The organism is Marinobacter sp. M5B (genome assembly GCF_042604615.1).
GTDB lineage: Bacteria > Pseudomonadota > Gammaproteobacteria > Pseudomonadales > Oleiphilaceae > Marinobacter > Marinobacter salarius.
In genome coordinates, this window is sequence record NZ_CP156894.1 from 3127209 (window position 1) to 3146516 (window position 19308).

The following is a 19308-nucleotide window of genomic DNA, read 5'->3' on the forward strand; positions in this document are numbered from 1 at the left end:
GTATACCGCGGTCAGAAGTCACCAAACATGACGGCGGTAAGCACAAAATCCAGCCCGAGTACGGCCAGCGACGAATACACCACGGTTTTCGTGGTTGCGGCACTGATACCAGCTGAGGTGGGCACACAGTCGTAACCCTGATAGACCGCAATCCAGGTACAGACGAACCCGAACACGAGGCTCTTGACGACACCGTTCAGAACATCGGCGGTGAAGCTTACGGAAGACTGCATGTTGCCCCAGAAAGAGCCTTCAAACACGCCCAGCCACTCCACACCCACGAGCATGCCGCCCCAGATACCAACCACCGAGAACACCGCAGCCAGCACGGGCACTGAGATAAAGCCCGCCCACAACCGCGGGGCAATCACCCGACGCAGCGGATCAACACCCATCATTTCCATGCTGGAAAGCTGCTCGGTGGCTTTCATCAACCCGATTTCCGCCGTTAGTGCGGAACCCGCACGGCCGGCAAACAACAGCGCAGTCACTACGGGGCCCAATTCCCGCACCAGAGTCAGGGCAATCATCTGACCGATCGCGGCCTCAGACCCGTAGTCACTGAGAATGGTGTATCCCTGCAACCCCAGAACCATCCCGATAAACAGGCCGGACACCACAATGATGGCCAGGGACAGAACTCCGACCGAGTAAAGTTGCTTCAGCAACAGCGGAAAACCAACCGAGGGCCGCGGAACACCTGCCAGGGCACCGACAAGGAAACGCCCGGAGCGGCCCAGCGATGCAATCACGTTCATCCCCAATCGGCCAAAAGCCGCCAGCCGGTCCATCAATCCCCCCTCCCGGCAACACTCCAGTCCTGAGCCGCATCGGCAGCCGGATAGTGGAACGGCACCGGACCATCCGGATGACCACGCAGGAACTGCTGAACCTGCTCCGATGGGTGCGCCCTCAATTCCTCGGGCGTGCCGTCGCCGATAATACGACCGTCCGCAACGATACAGGCGTAGTGGCAGATACTCAGGGACTCCGGCACATCATGGGATACCAGCACACTGGTCAGGCCCATGGAGCTGTTGAGATCCCGGATCAGCTTCACCAGCACACCCATGGCAATCGGATCCTGGCCGGTAAAGGGCTCGTCGTACATGATCAGCTCAGGGTCCAGCGCGATGCTGCGGGCCAGGGCCACGCGCCGGGTCATACCACCTGACAGCTCTGCCGGCATCAGATCCCGGGCTCCGCGAAGCCCCACAGCTTCGAGCTTCATTAGAACGATGTCGCGGATCATGTCCTCCGGCAAGGTGGTATGAACCCTGAGCGGGAACGCCACGTTTTCAAAGACACTGAGATCCGTGAACAGCGCTCCACTCTGGAACAGCATCCCCATCTTTTCCCGCAGACGGTAAAGCGCCTTGCGCTTGAGCTGAGGAACGTTCTCCCCCGCTACGAATATGCTGCCCGAATCTGGTTTCAGCTGGCCGCCGATCAGCCGCAACAAGGTAGTCTTGCCAGTGCCACTCGGCCCCATGATGGCGGTAATCTTGCCGCGGGGAATGTCCAGGCTGACGCCATCAAAGATACGACGATTCCCGCGACTGAAAACCACGTCTCTCAATTCAATGTAGGGGGATGTGTCCATACCTGCTTCCAAAACCGCCTGAGTGTCGGTGAACCCGCATTCCCAGCCTTTAATGAGTGCGCTACATTATGTCAACCTGCCGTGAACCTCAATCCATCCTTCACAAAATGAACTGATGTCAATGATCAGTTTTGCTGAACGTCTTGTCATGAAGGGCAGCCAAAGCCCTTGAAGTGATATACTTTTGTCACGACGAAAGCATCAACATTTCGAACCCGGAAGCCAGATGAACACCGAAACCAGCCAGACCTTCAAAGAATCCGCCCTCCGAGCCATCGAGATCGAGCGTGAGGCCATTCACGCTCTGACCGACCGGATTGATGACCGTTTCGTCCGCGCCTGCGAAGTAATCATGGCGTGCAAGGGGCGTGTTGTCGTGACCGGCATGGGCAAATCCGGCCATATCGGCAACAAGATCGCTGCCACCCTCGCCAGCACCGGAACGCCCTCGTTCTTCGTACACCCGGGCGAGGCCAGCCACGGTGACCTGGGCATGATCACCAGTCAGGACGTGGTCCTGGGCATTTCCAACAGCGGCAACACCAGCGAAGTGCTGACCATTTTGCCGTTAATAAAGCGCATGGGAGCCCCGCTGATCAGCATGACAGGCAACGAGAACTCCACCCTGGCTCGGGAGGCCGTTGCCAACCTGGATATCAGTGTCGCCCAGGAGGCCTGTCCTCTTGGCCTGGCCCCCACCTCCAGCACCACGGCCACTTTGGTGATGGGCGATGCCCTGGCCGTGGCACTGCTTGAAGCCCGGGGGTTCAGCACCGAAGACTTTGCGCTCTCACACCCCGGTGGCAGTCTGGGCCGCAGGTTGCTGCTGCGTGTCAGCGATATTATGCACACTGGGGACCAGATCCCCCGAGTGCAGGAAGACACCACCCTCAGCGGCGCATTGCTGGAGATTTCCCGCAAGGGGCTGGGTATGACGACGGTCATTAATGCCGAGGGCGACCTGGTCGGTGTATTTACAGACGGCGACCTGCGCCGCACCCTGGACCGCTCCGTGGACATTCACAACACGCCGATTGCCGAGGCCATGACCCGCAACGGTCGTGTGATCCACGATGACCAACTGGCCGCCGAGGCACTGAACATGATGGAAGAGCTGAAGATCAACGCCCTGCCCGTCATCAATCGTGACGGCAAACTGACCGGCGCTATCAACATGCACGACCTGTTGCGGGCGGGAGTGATCTGATGGCCGACACTCTGCGCCCTCAATGGCCAGCGGAGCTGATTGAAAAAGCCGCTGCCATTCGCCTGCTGGCCCTGGATGTGGACGGCATCATGACCGACGGCACGCTGCTGTTCAGCGCTTCAGGCGATGAAATGAAAGGGTTCAACATTCTCGACGGCCTGGGCATCAAACAGGTTATGGCTGCTGGCATCAACGTTGCCGTCATTACCGGACGGCGCTCGCCGCTGACAGAGAAACGCATGAATGACCTCGGCATCCCACACCTGATGCAAGGCCGAGAGGACAAGAAAATCGCCCTGCGGGAACTGGCGGCAAGGCTGGAGATCGCGCCACACCAGATTGCCTACATGGGTGATGACCTGCCGGACCTGCCCGCAATCCGTTACGCCGGACTGGGCATAACAGTACCCAACGGCTACTGGCTGGTGCGCCAGCACGCGGATTTTTGCACGTCGGCCGCAGGGGGTAGCGGCGCGGTCCGTGAAGCCTGCGAACTGCTGCTCTGCGCCTGCGGGCAGCTCAACGCAAGCCTGCAACCCTACCTGGAGCAGGACTGAATGGCCGCTGAAGCCCTCTTTACCCGGCCCTGGGTACGAACCCTAGGGCTGGCTGTCACGATAGTGGCACTGTTTTTCCTGCTCTGGCAAAGTGACGAGTCATCAGAGCCGGTGGATGCCGCCGCGCTGAGAGGCGAATCGGAACCAGACGGTTTCGTGGTCAATGGTCGCTATCTGTCTTTCGACGAGACCGGGCGGCTTACCGCACACTTCGAAAGCCCACGTATCGAGCAATTCGAGGCCCGCAACGAAACCATTATGGAATCGCCGAATGCGACGCTCTACGGCGACCCCGGCAACGCACCCTGGCAAGTCCAGGCCAACAAAGGCCAATTCATGGAAGCTGACGACCTGGTCCACTTGACGGGGGATGTTCGGGTGTCCCAGCAAGCCCAAGGTGGGCGCCCCCTGACATTAACCACGTCAACGCTGACACTGGATAACACAGAGCGTACTGTTTACACAGACGCCCCGGTGGAACTGACCGACTCGTTCAGCCTGACCCGCGCAACCGGCATGAAGGCATGGATTGATGACCGAATCCTCGAACTCGACTCTGACGTGGAAGGACGCTATGAGACCGGCAAGTAAATTCATGCCCAACCCTCACCGCAATAGGCACCAACCGGTGGCATCGCGCCCGGCAGTCTCAGCGATTGTCCTGGCGCTGACAATGACCGTGGGCATGCCGTTCGCCGCGGCCTTTGATCTTGAGTCTGACCAACCCATCAGGGTCAATGCCGACAACGCGCGGCTCGACGAAGGCCAGGGCATTGCAACCTATACCGGCTCGGTTGAAATGAGCCAGGGCGATGCCAACCTTATGGCGGACAAAGTTGTACTCCACCGGGATGAGAATGGCGTCAGCCGCATTGAAGCCACCGGTACCCCGGCACGCTACCGCCAGCCTGCCATGGAAGGCCAGGGCGAAACCGACGCCCGTGCGCTAACGATCACCTGGTCCGCCTCCGACAACCGGGTTACCTTTCAGCGCGAAGCTGTGATCGAACAGGGCGGCAACCTGTTCCGGGGCGACGTCATTCATTATGACAGCGCCGAACGCGTGGTGACCGCAGAAGGCTCTGCTGACCAGGGCGATGGCAGCGGTCGCGTCGAAATGGTCATCCAGCCGCGCGGCAACGCCGGTAGCAATCCAGATAACAACCCTAACGGACAGGATATCGATGGCAGTTCTCAGGGCCAGTAACCTCGCAAAAAGCTACAAACAGAAGAAGGTCGTCATCGACGTTTCCCTGGAAATTCGCAGTGGCGAGATCGTCGGCTTACTCGGCCCCAATGGCGCGGGCAAAACGACGTGTTTCTACATGATTGTTGGCCTGGTTCCCGCCGACAACGGTCGAATCACCATCGACAATCAGGACATAACGCCGCTGCCCATGCATGGTCGTGCCCGCAAGGGAATCGGGTACCTGCCCCAGGAAGCATCCGTGTTCCGCAAGCTTACCGTACGCGACAACATACTGGCGATCCTGGAAACCCGCCGCGAACTCAAACGCGCTGACCGGGAGGCCAAGTTAGAGGAACTGCTTGAAGAGTTTCACATTACCCACATCCGCGATAGCGTCGGCATGGCCCTGTCAGGCGGCGAGCGACGACGGGTGGAAATTGCCCGGGCGCTGGCGATGGAGCCGGCGTTCATCCTGCTGGACGAACCCTTCGCCGGAGTCGACCCGATCTCCGTGAGCGACATCAAGCAAATCATCCGACACTTGCGGGACAAGGGCATCGGCGTACTGATCACCGACCACAACGTGCGGGAAACCCTCGACATCTGCGAGAATGCCTACATTGTCAGCGGCGGCCACATCATTGCCTCTGGTAATTCGGACGATATACTGGCCAACCAGCAGGTCAAGGAAGTGTATCTGGGCAACGAGTTTCGCCTGTAGTACACTCGGCAAAGAACTTGCTTGGTGCGGCAAGTAGCCAGCATACAAAGAGTTTTTGTGCAACCCCGGCTCCAGAAAGCGCCCTGATGACGTAAAGAGAGAGCCTGAGTGACGGAAGAGAGAGACCGAGTGACGGATTCTGAACCATGGTTATGAAAGCCTCACTACAGTTAAAGCTGGGCCAAAGCCTGACCATGACGCCCCAGCTGCAACAGGCTATCAGGCTTCTGCAGCTCTCCACCCTGGACCTCCAGCAGGAAATCCAGCAGGCATTGGAATCCAACCCAATGCTGGAAACCTCCGAAGACGACGACAACCAGAATCCGGAATCAACGGACAGTGACAACGAGTCGTCTGAAACGGCGTCAACCGAGGAATCCAACACCGCTTCAGACACCGCTACTGAGTGGGACGAATCCGAAAACGGACCTGACTGGTCATCAGAAACGGACAGTCCCGACACCATTCCCGACGATCTTCCCGTCGACACCGCCTGGGATGACATTTACCAGTCAGCCCCCGCGTCAGCAGCCCGTAACGACGACGAAAACGACCACGACTTCGAAACCCGTAACTCCCCCACCGAAACGCTCCAGGACCACCTGGAATGGCAACTGAACCTGACGCCCATGAGCGAGCGGGATCAGGCCATCGCCCATGCCCTGATGGATGCGGTTGATAACCATGGCTACCTGACCTCTCCGCTTGAAGAAATTCATTCAGGCATGGTGGACGAATCCGACGAAGACCCGCTGGAACTGGACGAAGTGGAAGCCGTTCTTCATCGCCTGCAGCACTTCGATCCACCCGGCGTGTTCGCCCGTAATCTGCAGGAATGCCTGCTGATCCAGCTGAATCAGCTGCCCCCGGAAACACCCTGGCTGGCTCAGGCGCGACTGGTGATTACCCACTACATAAACCTGCTGGGTAACCGTGATTACGCCCAGCTGTTACGCCGCAGCCGCCTGAAAGAAGAGCAGCTACGGGACGTTCTGGCACTTATTACCGGGTTAAACCCCCGTCCCGGCGACACCCTGGATCAGGCCGAGCCAGACTACGTCATCCCGGATGTGATCGTGCGCAAGCACAATGAACGCTGGCGCGTGGAACTGAATCCTGAAATTGCACCGCGCATTCGTGTGAATGCAAGCTATGCTTCTCTTATAAAGCGTGCGGACAGCAGTGCTGACAACACCTACCTGCGGGACCAGTTGCAGGAGGCAAAGTGGTTCATCAAGAGCCTGCAGAGCCGCAACGAAACCCTGCTTAAGGTGGCCACGCGCATTGTCGAGCACCAGCAGGGATTCCTGGATCATGGCGAGGAAGCCATGAAACCATTGATTCTCTCGGATATTGCCCAGGCGGTGGAAATGCACGAGTCGACCATTTCAAGGGTCACCACCCAGAAATACATGCACACGCCGCGGGGCATATTTGAACTTAAGTATTTTTTCTCGAGCCATGTCAGTACCGACGAGGGTGGAGAGTGCTCATCCACGGCAATCCGCGCGATGATCAAGAAGCTGATTGCAACGGAAACTCCGAAAAAGCCATTGAGCGATAGCAAAATTGCAGCCATGCTAGGAGACCAGGGTATCAAGGTGGCTAGACGAACCGTGGCCAAGTATCGCGAGGCAATGCACATTCCTCCGTCCAACGAGCGAAAGCGATTGGTGTAGGAAGCGTCTGTTCCCGGCCTCACGGGGAGAGCCCTTTCCTGAAAGTATACCGCCTGCAGCATAACGCTGTGGCACACAGCCGGTATCCTAACGGGTGCCGGCAAGCTGAAAACAGGAGAAGCCTATGCAACTCAATATTTCAGGCCATCACGTAGAACTGACTCCCGCACTGAAAGATTACGTATCAGGCAAATTTGAAAAGCTTGAGCGGCACTTCGACCATATCAGCAATTGCCAGGTTACCCTTGAGGTGGAAAAAGTGCGCCAGATGGCGGAAGCTACGCTTCACGTGATAGGTGGTGAGATTCACGCAAAGGCCGAAAACAGCGATATGTACGCTGCCATTGATGCACTGGTAGACAAGCTGGACAGGCAGATCCTGAAGCACAAGGAAAAGAACGTAGACCGGATGCACGGGAACGGCGCCCGCTAGGACGACGCCCCCGGCATGACAGTTAATCGAGCTGCGGCACTGGCTAACCATGCAACACGTGCCGCAGCCTTTTTTTACGGAAATGCAGTCGATTCATGACCGACACATCCCTGACTATCGAGAACATTCTCGCGCCGGAGCTAACCCTTTGCCGGGTGCCTGCCTCCAGCAAAAAGCGGGTTATGGAAACCATTGCCGAGCAGATCCAGCAACACGACGCTTTGCTCAGCGACACCCAGATATTCACTAATCTGGTCGCACGGGAGCGACTGGGGAGCACGGGTATCGGACAGGGCATCGCGATCCCCCACTGCAGACTGGAAGGGCTGGATCACGTGGTTGGCGTTTTGCTGACCCTGGAAGAAGGCGTTGCGTTCGATGCTATTGACAACCAGCCGGTGGACCTCGTCTTCACCTTGATTGTCCCCAAGGAAGCCACCAGCGAGCATCTTGAGCTTTTGAGCCAACTTGCTGAGAAGTTCAACGAACGTGCATTCTGCGACCAGCTGCGTCAGTGCACTGATGCAGGCTCTCTCTATCGCCGGATGACAGCCGAAACAAGCTGAACAACTCCACATCCAAGGTGAACGGGCTATGAAACTGATCATCGTCAGCGGCCGATCAGGTTCCGGGAAAAGTACCGCGTTACATGTTCTGGAAGACCTGGGCTTTTACTGCATTGACAACCTGCCCATTGGCCTCCTGTTCCCCCTCACACAGGAAGCCACCAACCAGAACTCTCCCAGCCGGCTGGGAAAGATGGCGGTCAGCATCGATGCCCGTAACCTTTCCGGAGAATTGAGCAACTTCGAGGATATCTACCGCAGCCTTCAGGATACTGGCGTAACCATCGAGATCATCTATCTCGACGCCGATGAACAGTCTCTTCTGCAGCGCTTCCATGCCACGCGCCGAAAGCATCCACTGAGTGATGACAAGACCTCCCTGAGGGAGGCCATCGGTAACGAAAAGAAGCTTCTGGAGCCGCTTTCCAAGCTGGCAGACCTCTACATCGACACCACGGGGCTGTCCATGTACGAGCTCCGGGATATGGTAAAGCAACGAGTCGCGGGCAGGCGCCACCAGGAACTGGCACTGCTATTCCAGTCATTCGGATTCAAGCACGGCGTGCCGTTGGATTCGGACTATGTGTTCGATGTGCGCTGCCTGCCCAATCCCTATTGGGACACCAGCCTTCGGCAGTTTGTGGGCACCGACCAGCCGGTTATCGATTTCCTGGAAAAGGAGCCGTTGAGCCGTAAGATGGTCGAAGACCTGACCCAATTCCTGGAAAACTGGCTACCCTCGTTCGCAGACAGCAACCGCAGCTATATGACCATATCCATCGGCTGCACCGGTGGCCAGCATCGCTCGGTTTATATCTGCGACCAGCTCGGCCGCTATTTCTCGGGCAAATACAGCAATGTGCAGGTTCGCCACACCGAACTGCCCCACCTGCAAAGCAGGGAAAGCTGAACCGCCTATGATCCGCCGCCCCATTACCATCATCAACAAACTTGGGCTCCATGCCCGGGCCGCAGCCAAACTGGTGGGCAAGGCATCTGAATTCGACAGCAGCATTCAGATCAGCCGCAAAGGGCGACAGGTGGACGCCAAAAGCATCATGCCAGTCATGATGCTCGCCGCCAGCCAGGGATCAGAGGTAGAGCTGATTGTAGACGGTCCGGATGAGTCCGAAGCTGTCGATGCGCTGGTTACGCTGATCAACGACTACTTCGGGGAAGGCGAATAACCACCTCCACACTGGACATCCTTGCCCGTCTACGGCATTCACCTACAACTCTTCCTCACCTATGTTGCCTAACTCCGCTATAATACGAGGGTTTTCTGACCGTGGGTGATCCATGACCGATATTCTGGAGAAAAGCCAAGCGCGCCAACGCCTTCGCTCCCTGAGCGAAGCGCTGGACAGTGGCGCCCTGAAACAGGTTGCCCGCATCCTGAATGGCGGCCTGAGCCCCAGTGACATCGCCCACCTGCTGGAGTCATCACCACCCCGCCAGCGTGCCCTGCTCTGGAACCTGGTCGACAAGCAGCTTGAAGGCGAAGTCCTCCAGTATCTGAATGACGATATCCGAGGTTACTTCCTGAGCCAGCTGAACGCTCAGGAACTGGCTGACATCATCGAGGATTTCGAGTCGGACGATCTGGCCGACTTACTGCAGCAGTTGCCCGACACGGTCATCCAGGAAGTCCTGGACACCATGGACGAGCAGGATCGCCAACGTGTCGAAGAAGTCCTCTCCTACCCGGAAGATACCGCCGGCGGCCTGATGAACACGGACACCATTACGGTGCGCCCGGACATCAGTATCGACGTGGTTTTGCGCTACCTGCGCCGTCATCGCAACCTGCCGCCGATGACGGATAGTCTTATCGTGGTCAGCCGACGCGACGAGTTCATCGGCATGTTGCCTATCACCAAAATGCTCGTATCCAACCCGGCGGCAACCGTGCGGGAGGTGATGGACACGGACATCGAACCGATACCGGTTACGCTGTCCGACACCAAGGTGGCAACCCTGTTCGAACGGTACGACCTGATCTCAGCACCCGTGGTCAGTGAGGAAGGCCGACTCCTGGGCCGAATCACCATCGATGACGTGGTTGACGTTATTCGCGAAGACGCAGACCACTCCCTGATGAGCATGGCCGGTCTTGATGAAGACGAAGACACCTTCGCACCGATTCTGAAGACCACCCGGCGCAGGGCCGTGTGGCTGGGCATCAACCTGCTTACGGCCTTTACCGCTTCGGCCGTGATCGGGCTGTTTGAGGCGACCATCGAAAAGGTTGTGGCGCTGGCGGTATTGATGCCCATCGTGGCATCCATGGGCGGCATTGCCGGCAGTCAGACCCTGACCCTGGTCATCCGTGGCATGGCCGTGGGACAAATCAGTGGCGCCAACGTGGGCTGGCTGCTAAACCGCGAATTTATTGCGGGTGCCCTGAACGGATTGCTCTGGGCAGTGGTGGTTGCGTCAGCGGCAACCCTCTGGTTCAGCGACATCATGATTGGCGCCATTATCGCCGCCGCGCTGATTATCAACCTGATCGCTGCGGCACTCGTGGGCACCGTGCTACCTCTGTTCCTGAAGTCCCGCAACATTGATCCGGCACTGGCCGGTAGCGTTATACTGACAACGGTCACGGATGTGGTCGGCTTTATGGCCTTCCTTGGTCTGGCGACGATATTCTACGGATAACCTGTATCCGACAACACGGACTGAAAATGAACGACTCCCAAGACGACGCCCCGGAATACCTCGGCCCGAGCAAATCCCAACTCAAGCGCGAAATGCACCAGTTGCAGGATCTTGGCAGGCGTATGCTGGATCTGAGTAACGATCAGCTCAATACCCTGCCGATCAGCGACACCCTGCGGGCGGCCATCGAGGAATCCCGTCGCATTCGCCAGAACGAAGCCCGTCGCCGCCACCTGCAGTACATCGGCAAGATTATCCGCCAGGAAGACGACCCGGAAGGGCTGACTCGAGCCATTGATGCTTTCGATGCCGGAAGCGAAGAGCACACCCGCCGACATCACCTTGCTGAACGTTGGCGAGACCGGATGATTGAGGAAGGCGACTCGGCCGTCGGCGAATTCCTGAACTACTGCACAACGGCGGATATACAGCATCTGCGCAACCTCGCGCGCAACGCTCGCCGGGACGTGCAGAAAGAAAAGAATACCGGCCAGCCACGAAAGCTGTTTCGCTACCTCAGAGAGTGCATCGACGACGCGGAAGCCGCCGGAAACTAAAGTCTCCGGTGCTCCCAGACGGGCATCCGTGTGCGGATGTCCTTGAGTGTTTCGCGATCAAGCTCTCCAACGACGACACCCGGCCCTTCATCGATCTCGGATAGTATTCGGCCCCAGGGATCGACGATCGCGCTGTGCCCATAGGTGCGCCGGCGCTCACTGTTCTGCCCACCCTGGGCCGCTGCCACAAGCCAGAACTGATTCTCAATCGCACGGGCACGTATCAGCGCATGCCAGTGGGCGTCACCGGTATACCAGGTAAAGGCACTGGGCAGGGACACCCATTCTGCGTCCTGCTCCCTGAGCTGTCGGAACAGCTCGGGAAAGCGCAGGTCGTAACAGATGGCCATGCCGAGTCGGCCTGCCGGTGTATCAATCACAACCACGTCTTCACCCGGCTCGAAGGTATCCGACTCACGATACTGCCCCTGGGCATCTTCAACGGTGGCGTCAAAAAGATGAATCTTGTCGTAGCGGGCAACCTCACGGCCCCGGTCATCGTAGACATAGCAGCAGGCACGAACCCGATCGGTCACAGTGGACCAGTCCGGCCTCGCCGCAATGGGTAGCGAACCACCGACCACCCAGATGCCAAGTTCGGTCGCCTGCTGTGCGAGGAATTGCCGAATCACGTTGTCCGGTTCCGCTTCCCGGCGGCCACAGCCGATCATCTGTTTTGTGGCCAGTACCGCAAAGTTTTCAGGCAGCACTGCAATGCTGGCACCTGCGTCGGCCGCCTCCTTCAGCAGTCTTGCTGCCTCGTTGAGGTTGGCGGCGATGTCATGGGTACTCACCATCTGTATCGCCGCTACCCGACTTGCCTGCCATTTGACGGGATTGTCTCTTTGCGTTGACATTACGGCCCTCCTGCCAAAACCATCAATTGCCGGTATCGAATACCCGCCTCAGTCGAACGTCTGGTTCGTCCCAGCTTCCACTTACACTATAGGTCGCACTGGTGAGTTTGCTCAATGGATCACCCAACACTTTGTCGAGAACAAACAACGCGCCGCCAATCGGAGCACCTGCCCCCATTAACAAAGCGGCCAGTGGCAGGTTCTGGGTCAGAGGCAACACCACCACCATTCTCATATCGAGGGTTTCCTCAATCATGTTGGAGGTGCCCGTCAGCTTGAACGCGCCGGAAGGCCCTACCACCTGCAGCTCTGGATCCAACGTCAGCAGGCCGTTAATCATGCTGGCCTTGCCGGAGATGGCATCGAAGGCGACACCCGCTTCGTACAGATCGGAGAAATCGAGCTTCAGGCGTCGCCAGAGCGTGTCAGCATTGAGCAGGTTGAACACCCGGAACAGCTGAGCCGTATTGTTGCCCTCAAGGATGACACCGTCATCAAAACGCACACTGACCGAGCCACTAAGGCCCGAAACGTCAAACTGATCCGGGCGGCCGGGCCAGTCAATATCAAGCTTGACGGCCGTGTTCTTGCTGCGGAAGGGAATCTCAGCGCCAACCAAGGTGTCCAGGTCTGCCAGCGACTTACCGTTGATATCACCGGTAAAACGGGTGATTTCCCGCCCGGCTGCAATGCTCCAGGACAGCTCCCCGGTCAGGGTCAAGGATTTGAGAGTGCCAACAATGTCCTGTACTAGCAGTTGTGTGGCTTCGGGCCTCAGTTGGAACGACCAGCTACCGGCGTTTTCCCCATCCATGTTGAGAGCGGCAATACGGACATCCACGTCCGGCCAGTTGCCGAGGCCCAGGTCACGGAATGTCTGTGCCTGCTGTTCGGGCTCCTGTTCATCGCCCGACTCACTATTGCCCCTGGAGAGCATCAGGCGCTCAAAGTCGACGCTGACCGGTCGATCGTCCTGGGGCCAGAGCACATGGCCTGACGCCCATTCCGAGTCGGTAGTGATCAACCACTCACTGTCACTTTGCCGCGCAGACACCGTAATATCAGTCAGTTGGCGGTCGCCCAGAAACAGTTCGTTCAGGGCAACGTCTACCATTCCCGACTCCCAGGTCATATCCAGGTTGGCGCGATCTTGCCAGTCGACTGACATATCAACGCCGGACTCTTGTCGGGGCGTGACTGTTACCCTCAGGGGCGCTTCATCATCAATGTCTTTTGCCAGCGGTTCAGGCCAGTCAACCGAGAGCCCGGCCAGATCCGAATACAGCGTAACGGCAGAAGCGGTGTCCGTTGAGACGTCCAACGTTGCCTGGTAGCCAATGTCGCCACTGAGCCCCATGTCCATGCCCTCCGGCAACTCAGTTCGATCCAGGAGCTGGCGAACGTCAAGGCGACCATATTGACGGATATTGAGCGATTGACCGTTCTCACTCCGCCGCATCAGAACCGTGACCGGAGCTCCCATAAACCGAGCCTGCAGGGGGTTCTCGGAAAATCCCTCATCGCTGTTAAACCCCAGCTCCCCATTGACCTGGGTCCACTGTAGATCGGCTTCGGGATAAGTCAGGGTACCGGAATCGGCTCTGACGCTGGCGTTGATGGTGGGCGGCGCATCGGATATCAATGGCAAACCAAGCCCGAGATCCAGGTGAAAATCGCCATCCAGGACGATGCTCCGCCCTGCTTCTCCCGCCAGCTCACCCAGGGGGCTGTTGTCCATCCAGAAAGCCAACGCTGACCCGGGAACCGGGGCTGACGCATCGACGTACACCTGAATATCCTCACCCTCCGGGACAACCCTCACCTCGCCGGGCTCCAGTTCCAGCCCTCCCGTTCGTCCTGCGCGGATGTCGACCCGGGTGCGACCATCCTGAATAAAGACTTCACCACTGGCATCCGCCACCTCGGGCCATCGCTCGTCGTAGCGGATACTGGCTTCTTCGAATCGGTAAACCATTGAGGACGAGAAAGAATTTTCCGGGGCGTCACGATCAATCTGGCCATGACCGTAAAACTCACCGCTGGAGATATCGGCCTTGGTGATCGACGTCGTCAGCCATTGGTAGAGGTCAGGGTCGACAACCTTCATTGGCACGAAGTCGGCAAGCATATCGGCCGTACCATCCCGCACACCGACCCTCAGCCCCAAATTGTCCTCCCCGCCCTGATCCATTCGCAGGTCAAAGGCACCTGTCAGCCGGGTGTTGGCGCCATAAACCATACGGATATCATCCGCGTATACGCGGGTTACCCCTCCCTCAAAACGCCAGGCCACACCTGCGCGGACGTCGCGGAGGCTCCAGAACCCCCGGAACAGCTCCGGAAAACCGAGTGACAGCCCCTCGCTGTTCACTCTGACGAAACCGCCTTCCCGGTCAATAACCAGGCTACCATCAAGACCAGACACACCCGGCGCACCGTCATGGGCCCTGACGCCAATATTGTTCAACGCTGCCGTCAGCTCAAAGCCACCGCTATCATCCGTGGGCAGATTAAGCATCACCCGGTCCAGGCGGCCGGTGGGGCGATAATTCTCAAGGGCCCTTTCAGCCCTGCCTGGCAACAGGTTCATGCCTGCGACCAACCGTCTAAGGGGTTGGAGTGGAAGCGCATCAGCGATCAATCTTCGGCCCCCGTCGCGATGACTGAACCGGAGGCTGAACGGAGAAACCATATTGCCGTTCCACTCCCACTCAAGTTCCTTTACGTGAAACTCACCGGTGGCGTACCAGGGCTTAGCCGCCGATTCTGGCTCACGCTCGCCCAACGTGTCGTGCTTGCGCCAACCAAATTTCGCCCTGATGTTCTCTAGTGGAGCCAGGGATTGGAGACCGACACCGAGTTGCAGATACGGCGTTTCCAGGTTGCCACTGACTTGCTCGATGTGCCCATCCCGAAACGTCATCCAGACCTGACCTCCGAGATCAAAACCTTCCGCCCGAATGTTCCGCCAGGCGTACTCCTCTGCGAGTCCATCAAACAACCGGCCGGAGTTAATATCTGCATAAACCTGCCCCGTGAAGTCACCACGGAAGAAGTGCCGACCAACCAGCTCGAAGCTGGCCAGTTGTTCGGTCGTTCCCGGCCGCATGGCACGGCCTGATGCATGAAACAGCCCGCGCCGGTAGATCAGGTCCAACTGGGGCACCTCTACATGCCGCAGGGTGCCATTGGCGTCGCGAATACCAAGGTCCAGGCGTGTAATCTTGACGGAAGGGTCGGACAGCCATTCGCCGGCAATATCCAGCCAGAGTTCAAGGTCGCTTGCCACGGGATCGGGAATATCGACACCTTCGACGGTCACCGCCCCCCTCGGAGTCTGGTTGATCGTCAGTTCCAGCCCATCGGCGTCAAAATCAGCGAACACAATACGCAGGCGCATGAGCGAGGCGAGAAAATCGAGGCCAATGCGGACGCTCTTCAGTGACCCGGCAACGTCACTACGGTCGTTTTCGGAGACGACCACGATATCGCGGGCGACAATGGTTGGATCCAGCCAGTTCCAGCTAGAGGAAAGCGAACCAATACTGACCGGCTGGCCCAGCTCAGACGACAACCGTTGTTCAATCGAAGAGCGATATTCGTTGATGTTCTGAGTAACCTGGCGCCCTATTCCGGCATAAAGTGCAAGCAGGACGACGACCGCCAGCAACAACCACCAGATCAGACTGGCGGCGCCCGAGACGATTCGAAGTAACAGATGTTTCAGAGTTTGATCAGCCACACTGGATGCCATCAGGGGTAATCGCCACGCCTAACCAATGCCTGCCGGGCCGGCGTTACAGCAGTACCACATCATACTGCTCCTGACTGTAGAATGGCTCAACCTGAAAACGGATGGTTTTGCTGATAAACGTCTCAAGGTCTGCCACGTTGTCGGACTCTTCATCCAACAGCCGATCCACCACGCTCTGGGACGCCATCACCAGATAGCTTTCCGCGTCATAGGCGCGATTGACCCTGAGAATTTCACGGAATACTTCATAACAGACCGTTTCGCTGGTCTTGAGAAAGCCGCGTCCATCACAGATGGGGCAAGGCTCACATAAAATCTGACCAAGGCTTTCGGTGGTGCGCTTACGGGTCATTTCCACCAATCCGAGCTCGGAAACCCCGGTAATCTTCGTTTTGGCGTGATCCCGCTCCAGCATTTTCTCCAGCATTCGGTGGACCTGGCGCTGGTGCTCGGAATCCTCCATATCGATGAAATCGATGATGATAATACCACCGAGATTCCTTAACCTGAGCTGGCGACTAATGGCACGGGCCGCCTCGAGGTTGGTCTTGAAAATGGTTTCTTCCAGATTGCGGTGCCCCACAAACGCGCCGGTGTTGATATCGATCGTGGTCATCGCTTCGGTCTGGTCGATGATCACGTAGCCACCGGATTTGAGCTGGACCTTGCGACTGAGGGCTTTCTGAATTTCATCCTCAACGGAATACAGGTCAAAAATGGGACGTTCGCCCGGGTAATACTCGACCTTGTCGGAAAACTCGGTCACAAACTCCTCAACAAACTCCATCACCCGCTGGTGGCTTTCCCGACTATCGATGCGCACCTTCTCAGTCTGTGGACGAATCAGGTCGCGAATGGTGCGGATAAACAGGGGAAGATCCTGATACACCACCGAAGGCGCCTGACTTCGGGTAATGCGCTCCTCAATGGCCTGGTTCAGACGGTGCAGGTAGGTCATATCGCCGATCAGGTCATCTTCCGAGGCAGCCTCTGCAGCGGTGCGAATAATGTAGCCGCCAGAGATGTCCGGTTCTGCGGCAGCACCCTCTTCAACCAGTGACTTCAACCGTGAACGTTCGGTCTCATCTTCAATTCGCTGGGAAATACCAACATGACGGACGCCAGGCATGAATACCAGATAGCGCGAGGGGATGGATAGCTGGGTGGTCAGCCGTGCACCCTTGGTTCCAATGGGGTCCTTGGTGACCTGAACCACGAGGGACTGCCCTTCTCGGAGCAGGGTGCGGATATCCGGAACCGTTTTCGGTGTCTCGGGGGCTTCGCTGGCCGGCTGCTGACTGGTGACGACATCAGAGGCATGAATAAACGCCGCACGTTCCAGGCCGATGTCTACAAATGCCGCCTCCATGCCGGGCAATACACGAACCACCTTGCCCTTGTAAATGTTGCCCACGATGCCCTTGCGGCTGGTGCGCTCAATGTAGGCCTCCTGGAGCATACCGTTCTCCACGAGCGCCACCCGGGTTTCCACCGGGGTCACATTGATCAGTATTTCTTCACTCATTGCGGCTCTCCTGCCTGCTGTTCCAGGTTTCCCATACCGGGTATCCGGCACCGGCCAGTAATGCTGCGGTTTCCTGCAGGGGCAGTCCCACTACGGCGCTGTAACTGCCTCGGAGTTCCTCTACAAAAATACCACCCCGCCCCTGAATGCCATAGCCGCCCGCTTTATCCATGGGCTCACCAGTTGCCACATAGGCCTCGATTTCCGCCGCCAGCAGCTCGCGGAAACGAACATTCGCTATCACCAGGCGCGACTCACAAATACCCTTGTGAACCACAGCAACACCGGTCATGACCTGATGGGTGGTTCCCGAGAGCGCCTGTAACATAACGGTCGCATCGCCGGTGGTGTCTGGCTTGCCCAGGATCCGGCCCTCCAGTACAACCGAGGTGTCCGAACCAATCACCAGGCAGCCAGGCTTGGAAGCACTTCCCGCCAGAGCCTTTTCCCGGGCAAGGCGTTCGACATAGTGTTCGGCTGACTCGTTGCTCGCGGGCGTTTCGTCAATATCCGCCGGCTGAACCAGGAACGACAGACCGATCTGCCTTAACAGTTCGGCTCTTCGAGGAGACGCTGAGGCAAGAACAATAGACTGCATAGCGCCCTCCAATCCTAGCCAAGCTTGCGATTCAGGTTATCCAGCAACACACACAACACCGGCCAGACCAGAGCACTGGTCAGCGCCGGCCACAAGTAGCTGAAACCGGAGCTGTCAGCTCCCAGTGTCTGCTTGATAAAATGCACCAGCATCTGGTTGATACCCAACAACAGGAACACCATCAGGCACTGCTGCGGCAAAGGGTACATACGCAGCCGCTGGTGAATGGTCAGCACCAGGAACGCAATAACACCCATGGCCAGGGCATTCACGCCCAGCGGGGTGGCTTCCAGTACGTCCAGCAGCAGACCGAGGCACCAGGCCAACAGGATACCGAACTGGGCCGGTGCCCGGAATGTCCAGTAGAACACAATCAGGCCCAGCCATTCCGGCCGGAACTCAAACCAGCCCAGCGGAAACAGCGAACTGCTGAGCACCAGGGCAAACAAAACGCTCAGGGCAAAAACGGGATAACTGATCACCGACAGCATTAGCGCACCCCATCCTGTTCTGGTGATCCAGCATCGGAGCCTTCGGGCGAGCTTTCAGCGTCATTCGTGGCGTCGTCCTGTTCCGGTGAAAACACAACCAACACCAGACGACTCCGGTTCAGTTCCGCCATTGGCGTAGCACGAATTTTCACAAACGGTTCACCCGGCTCCTTGGAAATCTGGTCCACTTCCGCCACCGGGTAGCCCTTGGGAAAACGCCCCCCCAACCCGGAGCTGACCAACAGATCCCCTTCGCGAATATCGGCGGTATCCGGCACATGCACCAATTCAAGCGTGCTGGTGTCCCCATTTCCAAGCAGGATAGCTCGCAAGCCGTTGCGAACCACTTCCACAGGCACCGCGTGGCTGCTGTCCGATACCAATAGAACCCGTGAGGTAAAACTGCTGGTTTGTTGGACCTGCCCCATCAGGCCGTTGGCATCCAGAATAGCCTGGCCGACCACAACACCGTCGCGACTGCCTTTGTTGATCACCACTTCGTGAGAGAACGGGTCCGGTGAAACACCGACTATTTCGCCAACTATGACCCGGTCATCAAGGACTTCTGAGGAGTTCATCAGCTTGCGCAGTTCGTTGTTTTCTGAGGCCAGGGCGGCATATTTGAGCGCCCGGCGCTCCAGTATCAGCAAGCGAGCACGCAGCGCTTCGTTTTCTTCCTGGAGGTCTTCACGGGTGGTAAACAGGCTGGCGACCCAGTCGCTGAATTCGGAGGGTGCATTGCCAAGCCAGTGAACCGGGGCAAGGCCGGTACCGATCGCGCTGCGAACCGGCGTTACCTGATCGAAGCGGGCATCCGCAACAATCAGTATCGCAGAGAGCACAATAACCAGTAGCAGCCTGAAACCGGGAACGGGGCCTTGGACAAAGATGGTTTTAATAGCTCACCCTC

The 19308-nt window shown here is 57.9% G+C and carries 20 protein-coding genes; 12 read left to right on the plus strand and 8 right to left on the minus strand.

Translation table 11 applies throughout. The features are described from left to right. Window positions 1-11: 11 nt before the first annotated feature. The gene (gene mlaE, locus AAGD24_RS14170) at window positions 12-791 is read right to left on the minus strand and encodes a lipid asymmetry maintenance ABC transporter permease subunit MlaE (protein ID WP_178380808.1); all 780 of its coding nucleotides are present in this window, start codon (window positions 789-791) and stop codon (window positions 12-14) included. Then, window positions 791-1603 carry an ATP-binding cassette domain-containing protein gene (locus tag AAGD24_RS14175; protein WP_036209875.1) on the minus strand — a complete coding sequence of 271 codons (813 nt, stop codon included), beginning with the start codon at window positions 1601-1603 and terminating at the stop codon, window positions 791-793. The genes mlaE and AAGD24_RS14175 overlap by 1 nt, the downstream gene beginning before the upstream one ends. Before the next feature lie 226 nt (window positions 1604-1829). Here AAGD24_RS14175 and AAGD24_RS14180 point away from each other — a divergent pair, with 226 nt between their 5' ends. From AAGD24_RS14180 to yjgA, 12 genes are all read left to right on the plus strand, one after another. After that, window positions 1830-2810 carry a KpsF/GutQ family sugar-phosphate isomerase gene (locus AAGD24_RS14180; protein WP_036209873.1) on the plus strand — a complete coding sequence of 327 codons (981 nt, stop codon included), beginning with the start codon at window positions 1830-1832 and terminating at the stop codon, window positions 2808-2810. After that, on the plus strand, window positions 2810-3367 hold the full coding sequence (locus AAGD24_RS14185) for an HAD family hydrolase (RefSeq protein WP_036209871.1): 558 nt from the start codon (window positions 2810-2812) through the stop codon (window positions 3365-3367). Before AAGD24_RS14180 ends, AAGD24_RS14185 begins: the two co-directional genes overlap by 1 nt. Beyond that, a complete protein-coding gene (lptC, locus tag AAGD24_RS14190) occupies window positions 3368-3958 on the plus strand; it encodes an LPS export ABC transporter periplasmic protein LptC (RefSeq protein ID WP_075196505.1) in 591 nt (196 codons plus the stop codon). An 82-nt stretch (window positions 3959-4040) separates the two neighbouring features. After that, window positions 4041-4574, plus strand: coding sequence for a lipopolysaccharide transport periplasmic protein LptA (lptA, locus tag AAGD24_RS14195; RefSeq protein WP_075196506.1), 534 nt, complete (start codon window positions 4041-4043; stop codon window positions 4572-4574). Continuing rightward, window positions 4552-5277, plus strand: a complete 726-nt coding sequence (gene lptB / locus AAGD24_RS14200) for an LPS export ABC transporter ATP-binding protein (RefSeq protein ID WP_075196507.1) — start codon at window positions 4552-4554, stop codon at window positions 5275-5277. Before lptA ends, lptB begins: the two co-directional genes overlap by 23 nt. 152 nt (window positions 5278-5429) lie before the next feature. Then, window positions 5430-6956 carry an RNA polymerase factor sigma-54 gene (locus tag AAGD24_RS14205; protein WP_075196569.1) on the plus strand — a complete coding sequence of 509 codons (1527 nt, stop codon included), beginning with the start codon at window positions 5430-5432 and terminating at the stop codon, window positions 6954-6956. 124 nt (window positions 6957-7080) lie between these two features. Then, window positions 7081-7389: a ribosome hibernation promoting factor gene (gene hpf, locus AAGD24_RS14210; protein WP_007155319.1), complete on the plus strand. Its 309-nt coding sequence runs from the start codon at window positions 7081-7083 to the stop codon at window positions 7387-7389. Between the two features lie 95 nt (window positions 7390-7484). Continuing rightward, entirely contained in the window at window positions 7485-7955 is a 471-nt protein-coding gene (gene ptsN, locus AAGD24_RS14215) for a PTS IIA-like nitrogen regulatory protein PtsN (RefSeq protein ID WP_036209861.1), read from the plus strand. A gap of 28 nt (window positions 7956-7983) precedes the next feature. After that, window positions 7984-8865 (plus strand): RNase adapter RapZ, encoded by an 882-nt coding sequence (gene rapZ, locus AAGD24_RS14220; RefSeq protein ID WP_036209858.1) that lies wholly within the window; start codon window positions 7984-7986, stop codon window positions 8863-8865. A gap of 7 nt (window positions 8866-8872) precedes the next feature. After that, window positions 8873-9142 carry an HPr family phosphocarrier protein gene (locus AAGD24_RS14225; protein ID WP_036209856.1) on the plus strand — a complete coding sequence of 90 codons (270 nt, stop codon included), beginning with the start codon at window positions 8873-8875 and terminating at the stop codon, window positions 9140-9142. A 112-nt stretch (window positions 9143-9254) separates the two neighbouring features. After that, complete coding sequence (mgtE, locus tag AAGD24_RS14230; protein ID WP_007155323.1) at window positions 9255-10616, plus strand: magnesium transporter; 1362 nt, start codon at window positions 9255-9257, stop codon at window positions 10614-10616. Window positions 10617-10642: 26 nt separating this feature from the next. After that, entirely contained in the window at window positions 10643-11173 is a 531-nt protein-coding gene (gene yjgA / locus AAGD24_RS14235) for a ribosome biogenesis factor YjgA (RefSeq protein ID WP_036209854.1), read from the plus strand. Here yjgA and AAGD24_RS14240 read toward each other — a convergent pair. From AAGD24_RS14240 to mreC, 6 genes are read right to left on the minus strand one after another with little or no spacing between them, the layout of a single operon-like run. After that, window positions 11170-12030: a carbon-nitrogen hydrolase family protein gene (locus AAGD24_RS14240; protein ID WP_051947036.1), complete on the minus strand. Its 861-nt coding sequence runs from the start codon at window positions 12028-12030 to the stop codon at window positions 11170-11172. The two genes, yjgA and AAGD24_RS14240, sit on opposite strands and share 4 nt — an antisense overlap. Window positions 12031-12052: 22 nt before the next feature. Beyond that, on the minus strand, window positions 12053-15772 hold the full coding sequence (locus AAGD24_RS14245; protein ID WP_379865465.1) for a YhdP family protein: 3720 nt from the start codon (window positions 15770-15772) through the stop codon (window positions 12053-12055). Window positions 15773-15827: 55 nt separating this feature from the next. Further along, window positions 15828-17309, minus strand: a complete 1482-nt coding sequence (rng, locus tag AAGD24_RS14250; protein ID WP_036209846.1) for a ribonuclease G — start codon at window positions 17307-17309, stop codon at window positions 15828-15830. Continuing rightward, window positions 17302-17907 carry a nucleoside triphosphate pyrophosphatase gene (locus AAGD24_RS14255; RefSeq protein ID WP_036209844.1) on the minus strand — a complete coding sequence of 202 codons (606 nt, stop codon included), beginning with the start codon at window positions 17905-17907 and terminating at the stop codon, window positions 17302-17304. The genes rng and AAGD24_RS14255 overlap by 8 nt, the downstream gene beginning before the upstream one ends. A 14-nt stretch (window positions 17908-17921) precedes the next feature. After that, window positions 17922-18398 (minus strand): rod shape-determining protein MreD, encoded by a 477-nt coding sequence (gene mreD / locus AAGD24_RS14260; RefSeq protein WP_036209841.1) that lies wholly within the window; start codon window positions 18396-18398, stop codon window positions 17922-17924. Next, window positions 18398-19240, minus strand: coding sequence for a rod shape-determining protein MreC (gene mreC / locus AAGD24_RS14265; protein WP_252971559.1), 843 nt, complete (start codon window positions 19238-19240; stop codon window positions 18398-18400). Before mreC ends, mreD begins: the two co-directional genes overlap by 1 nt. Window positions 19241-19308 lie beyond the last annotated feature (68 nt).

Excerpts from the sequence above, each read along its gene's own strand:
- mlaE (WP_178380808.1), bottom strand. The coding sequence starts at position 791 with ATGGACCGGCTGGCGGCTTTTGGCCGATTGGGGATGAACGTGATTGCA.
- AAGD24_RS14175 (WP_036209875.1), bottom strand. The coding sequence starts at position 1,603 with ATGGACACATCCCCCTACATTGAATTGAGAGACGTGGTTTTCAGTCGC.
- AAGD24_RS14180 (WP_036209873.1), top strand. The coding sequence starts at position 1,830 with ATGAACACCGAAACCAGCCAGACCTTCAAAGAATCCGCCCTCCGAGCC.
- AAGD24_RS14185 (WP_036209871.1), top strand. The coding sequence starts at position 2,810 with ATGGCCGACACTCTGCGCCCTCAATGGCCAGCGGAGCTGATTGAAAAA.
- lptC (WP_075196505.1), top strand. The coding sequence starts at position 3,368 with ATGGCCGCTGAAGCCCTCTTTACCCGGCCCTGGGTACGAACCCTAGGG.
- lptA (WP_075196506.1), top strand. The coding sequence starts at position 4,041 with ATGACCGTGGGCATGCCGTTCGCCGCGGCCTTTGATCTTGAGTCTGAC.
- lptB (WP_075196507.1), top strand. The coding sequence starts at position 4,552 with ATGGCAGTTCTCAGGGCCAGTAACCTCGCAAAAAGCTACAAACAGAAG.
- AAGD24_RS14205 (WP_075196569.1), top strand. The coding sequence starts at position 5,430 with ATGAAAGCCTCACTACAGTTAAAGCTGGGCCAAAGCCTGACCATGACG.
- hpf (WP_007155319.1), top strand. The coding sequence starts at position 7,081 with ATGCAACTCAATATTTCAGGCCATCACGTAGAACTGACTCCCGCACTG.
- ptsN (WP_036209861.1), top strand. The coding sequence starts at position 7,485 with ATGACCGACACATCCCTGACTATCGAGAACATTCTCGCGCCGGAGCTA.
- rapZ (WP_036209858.1), top strand. The coding sequence starts at position 7,984 with ATGAAACTGATCATCGTCAGCGGCCGATCAGGTTCCGGGAAAAGTACC.
- AAGD24_RS14225 (WP_036209856.1), top strand. The coding sequence starts at position 8,873 with ATGATCCGCCGCCCCATTACCATCATCAACAAACTTGGGCTCCATGCC.
- mgtE (WP_007155323.1), top strand. The coding sequence starts at position 9,255 with ATGACCGATATTCTGGAGAAAAGCCAAGCGCGCCAACGCCTTCGCTCC.
- yjgA (WP_036209854.1), top strand. The coding sequence starts at position 10,643 with ATGAACGACTCCCAAGACGACGCCCCGGAATACCTCGGCCCGAGCAAA.
- AAGD24_RS14240 (WP_051947036.1), bottom strand. The coding sequence starts at position 12,030 with ATGTCAACGCAAAGAGACAATCCCGTCAAATGGCAGGCAAGTCGGGTA.
- rng (WP_036209846.1), bottom strand. The coding sequence starts at position 17,309 with ATGAGTGAAGAAATACTGATCAATGTGACCCCGGTGGAAACCCGGGTG.
- AAGD24_RS14255 (WP_036209844.1), bottom strand. The coding sequence starts at position 17,907 with ATGCAGTCTATTGTTCTTGCCTCAGCGTCTCCTCGAAGAGCCGAACTG.
- mreD (WP_036209841.1), bottom strand. The coding sequence starts at position 18,398 with ATGCTGTCGGTGATCAGTTATCCCGTTTTTGCCCTGAGCGTTTTGTTT.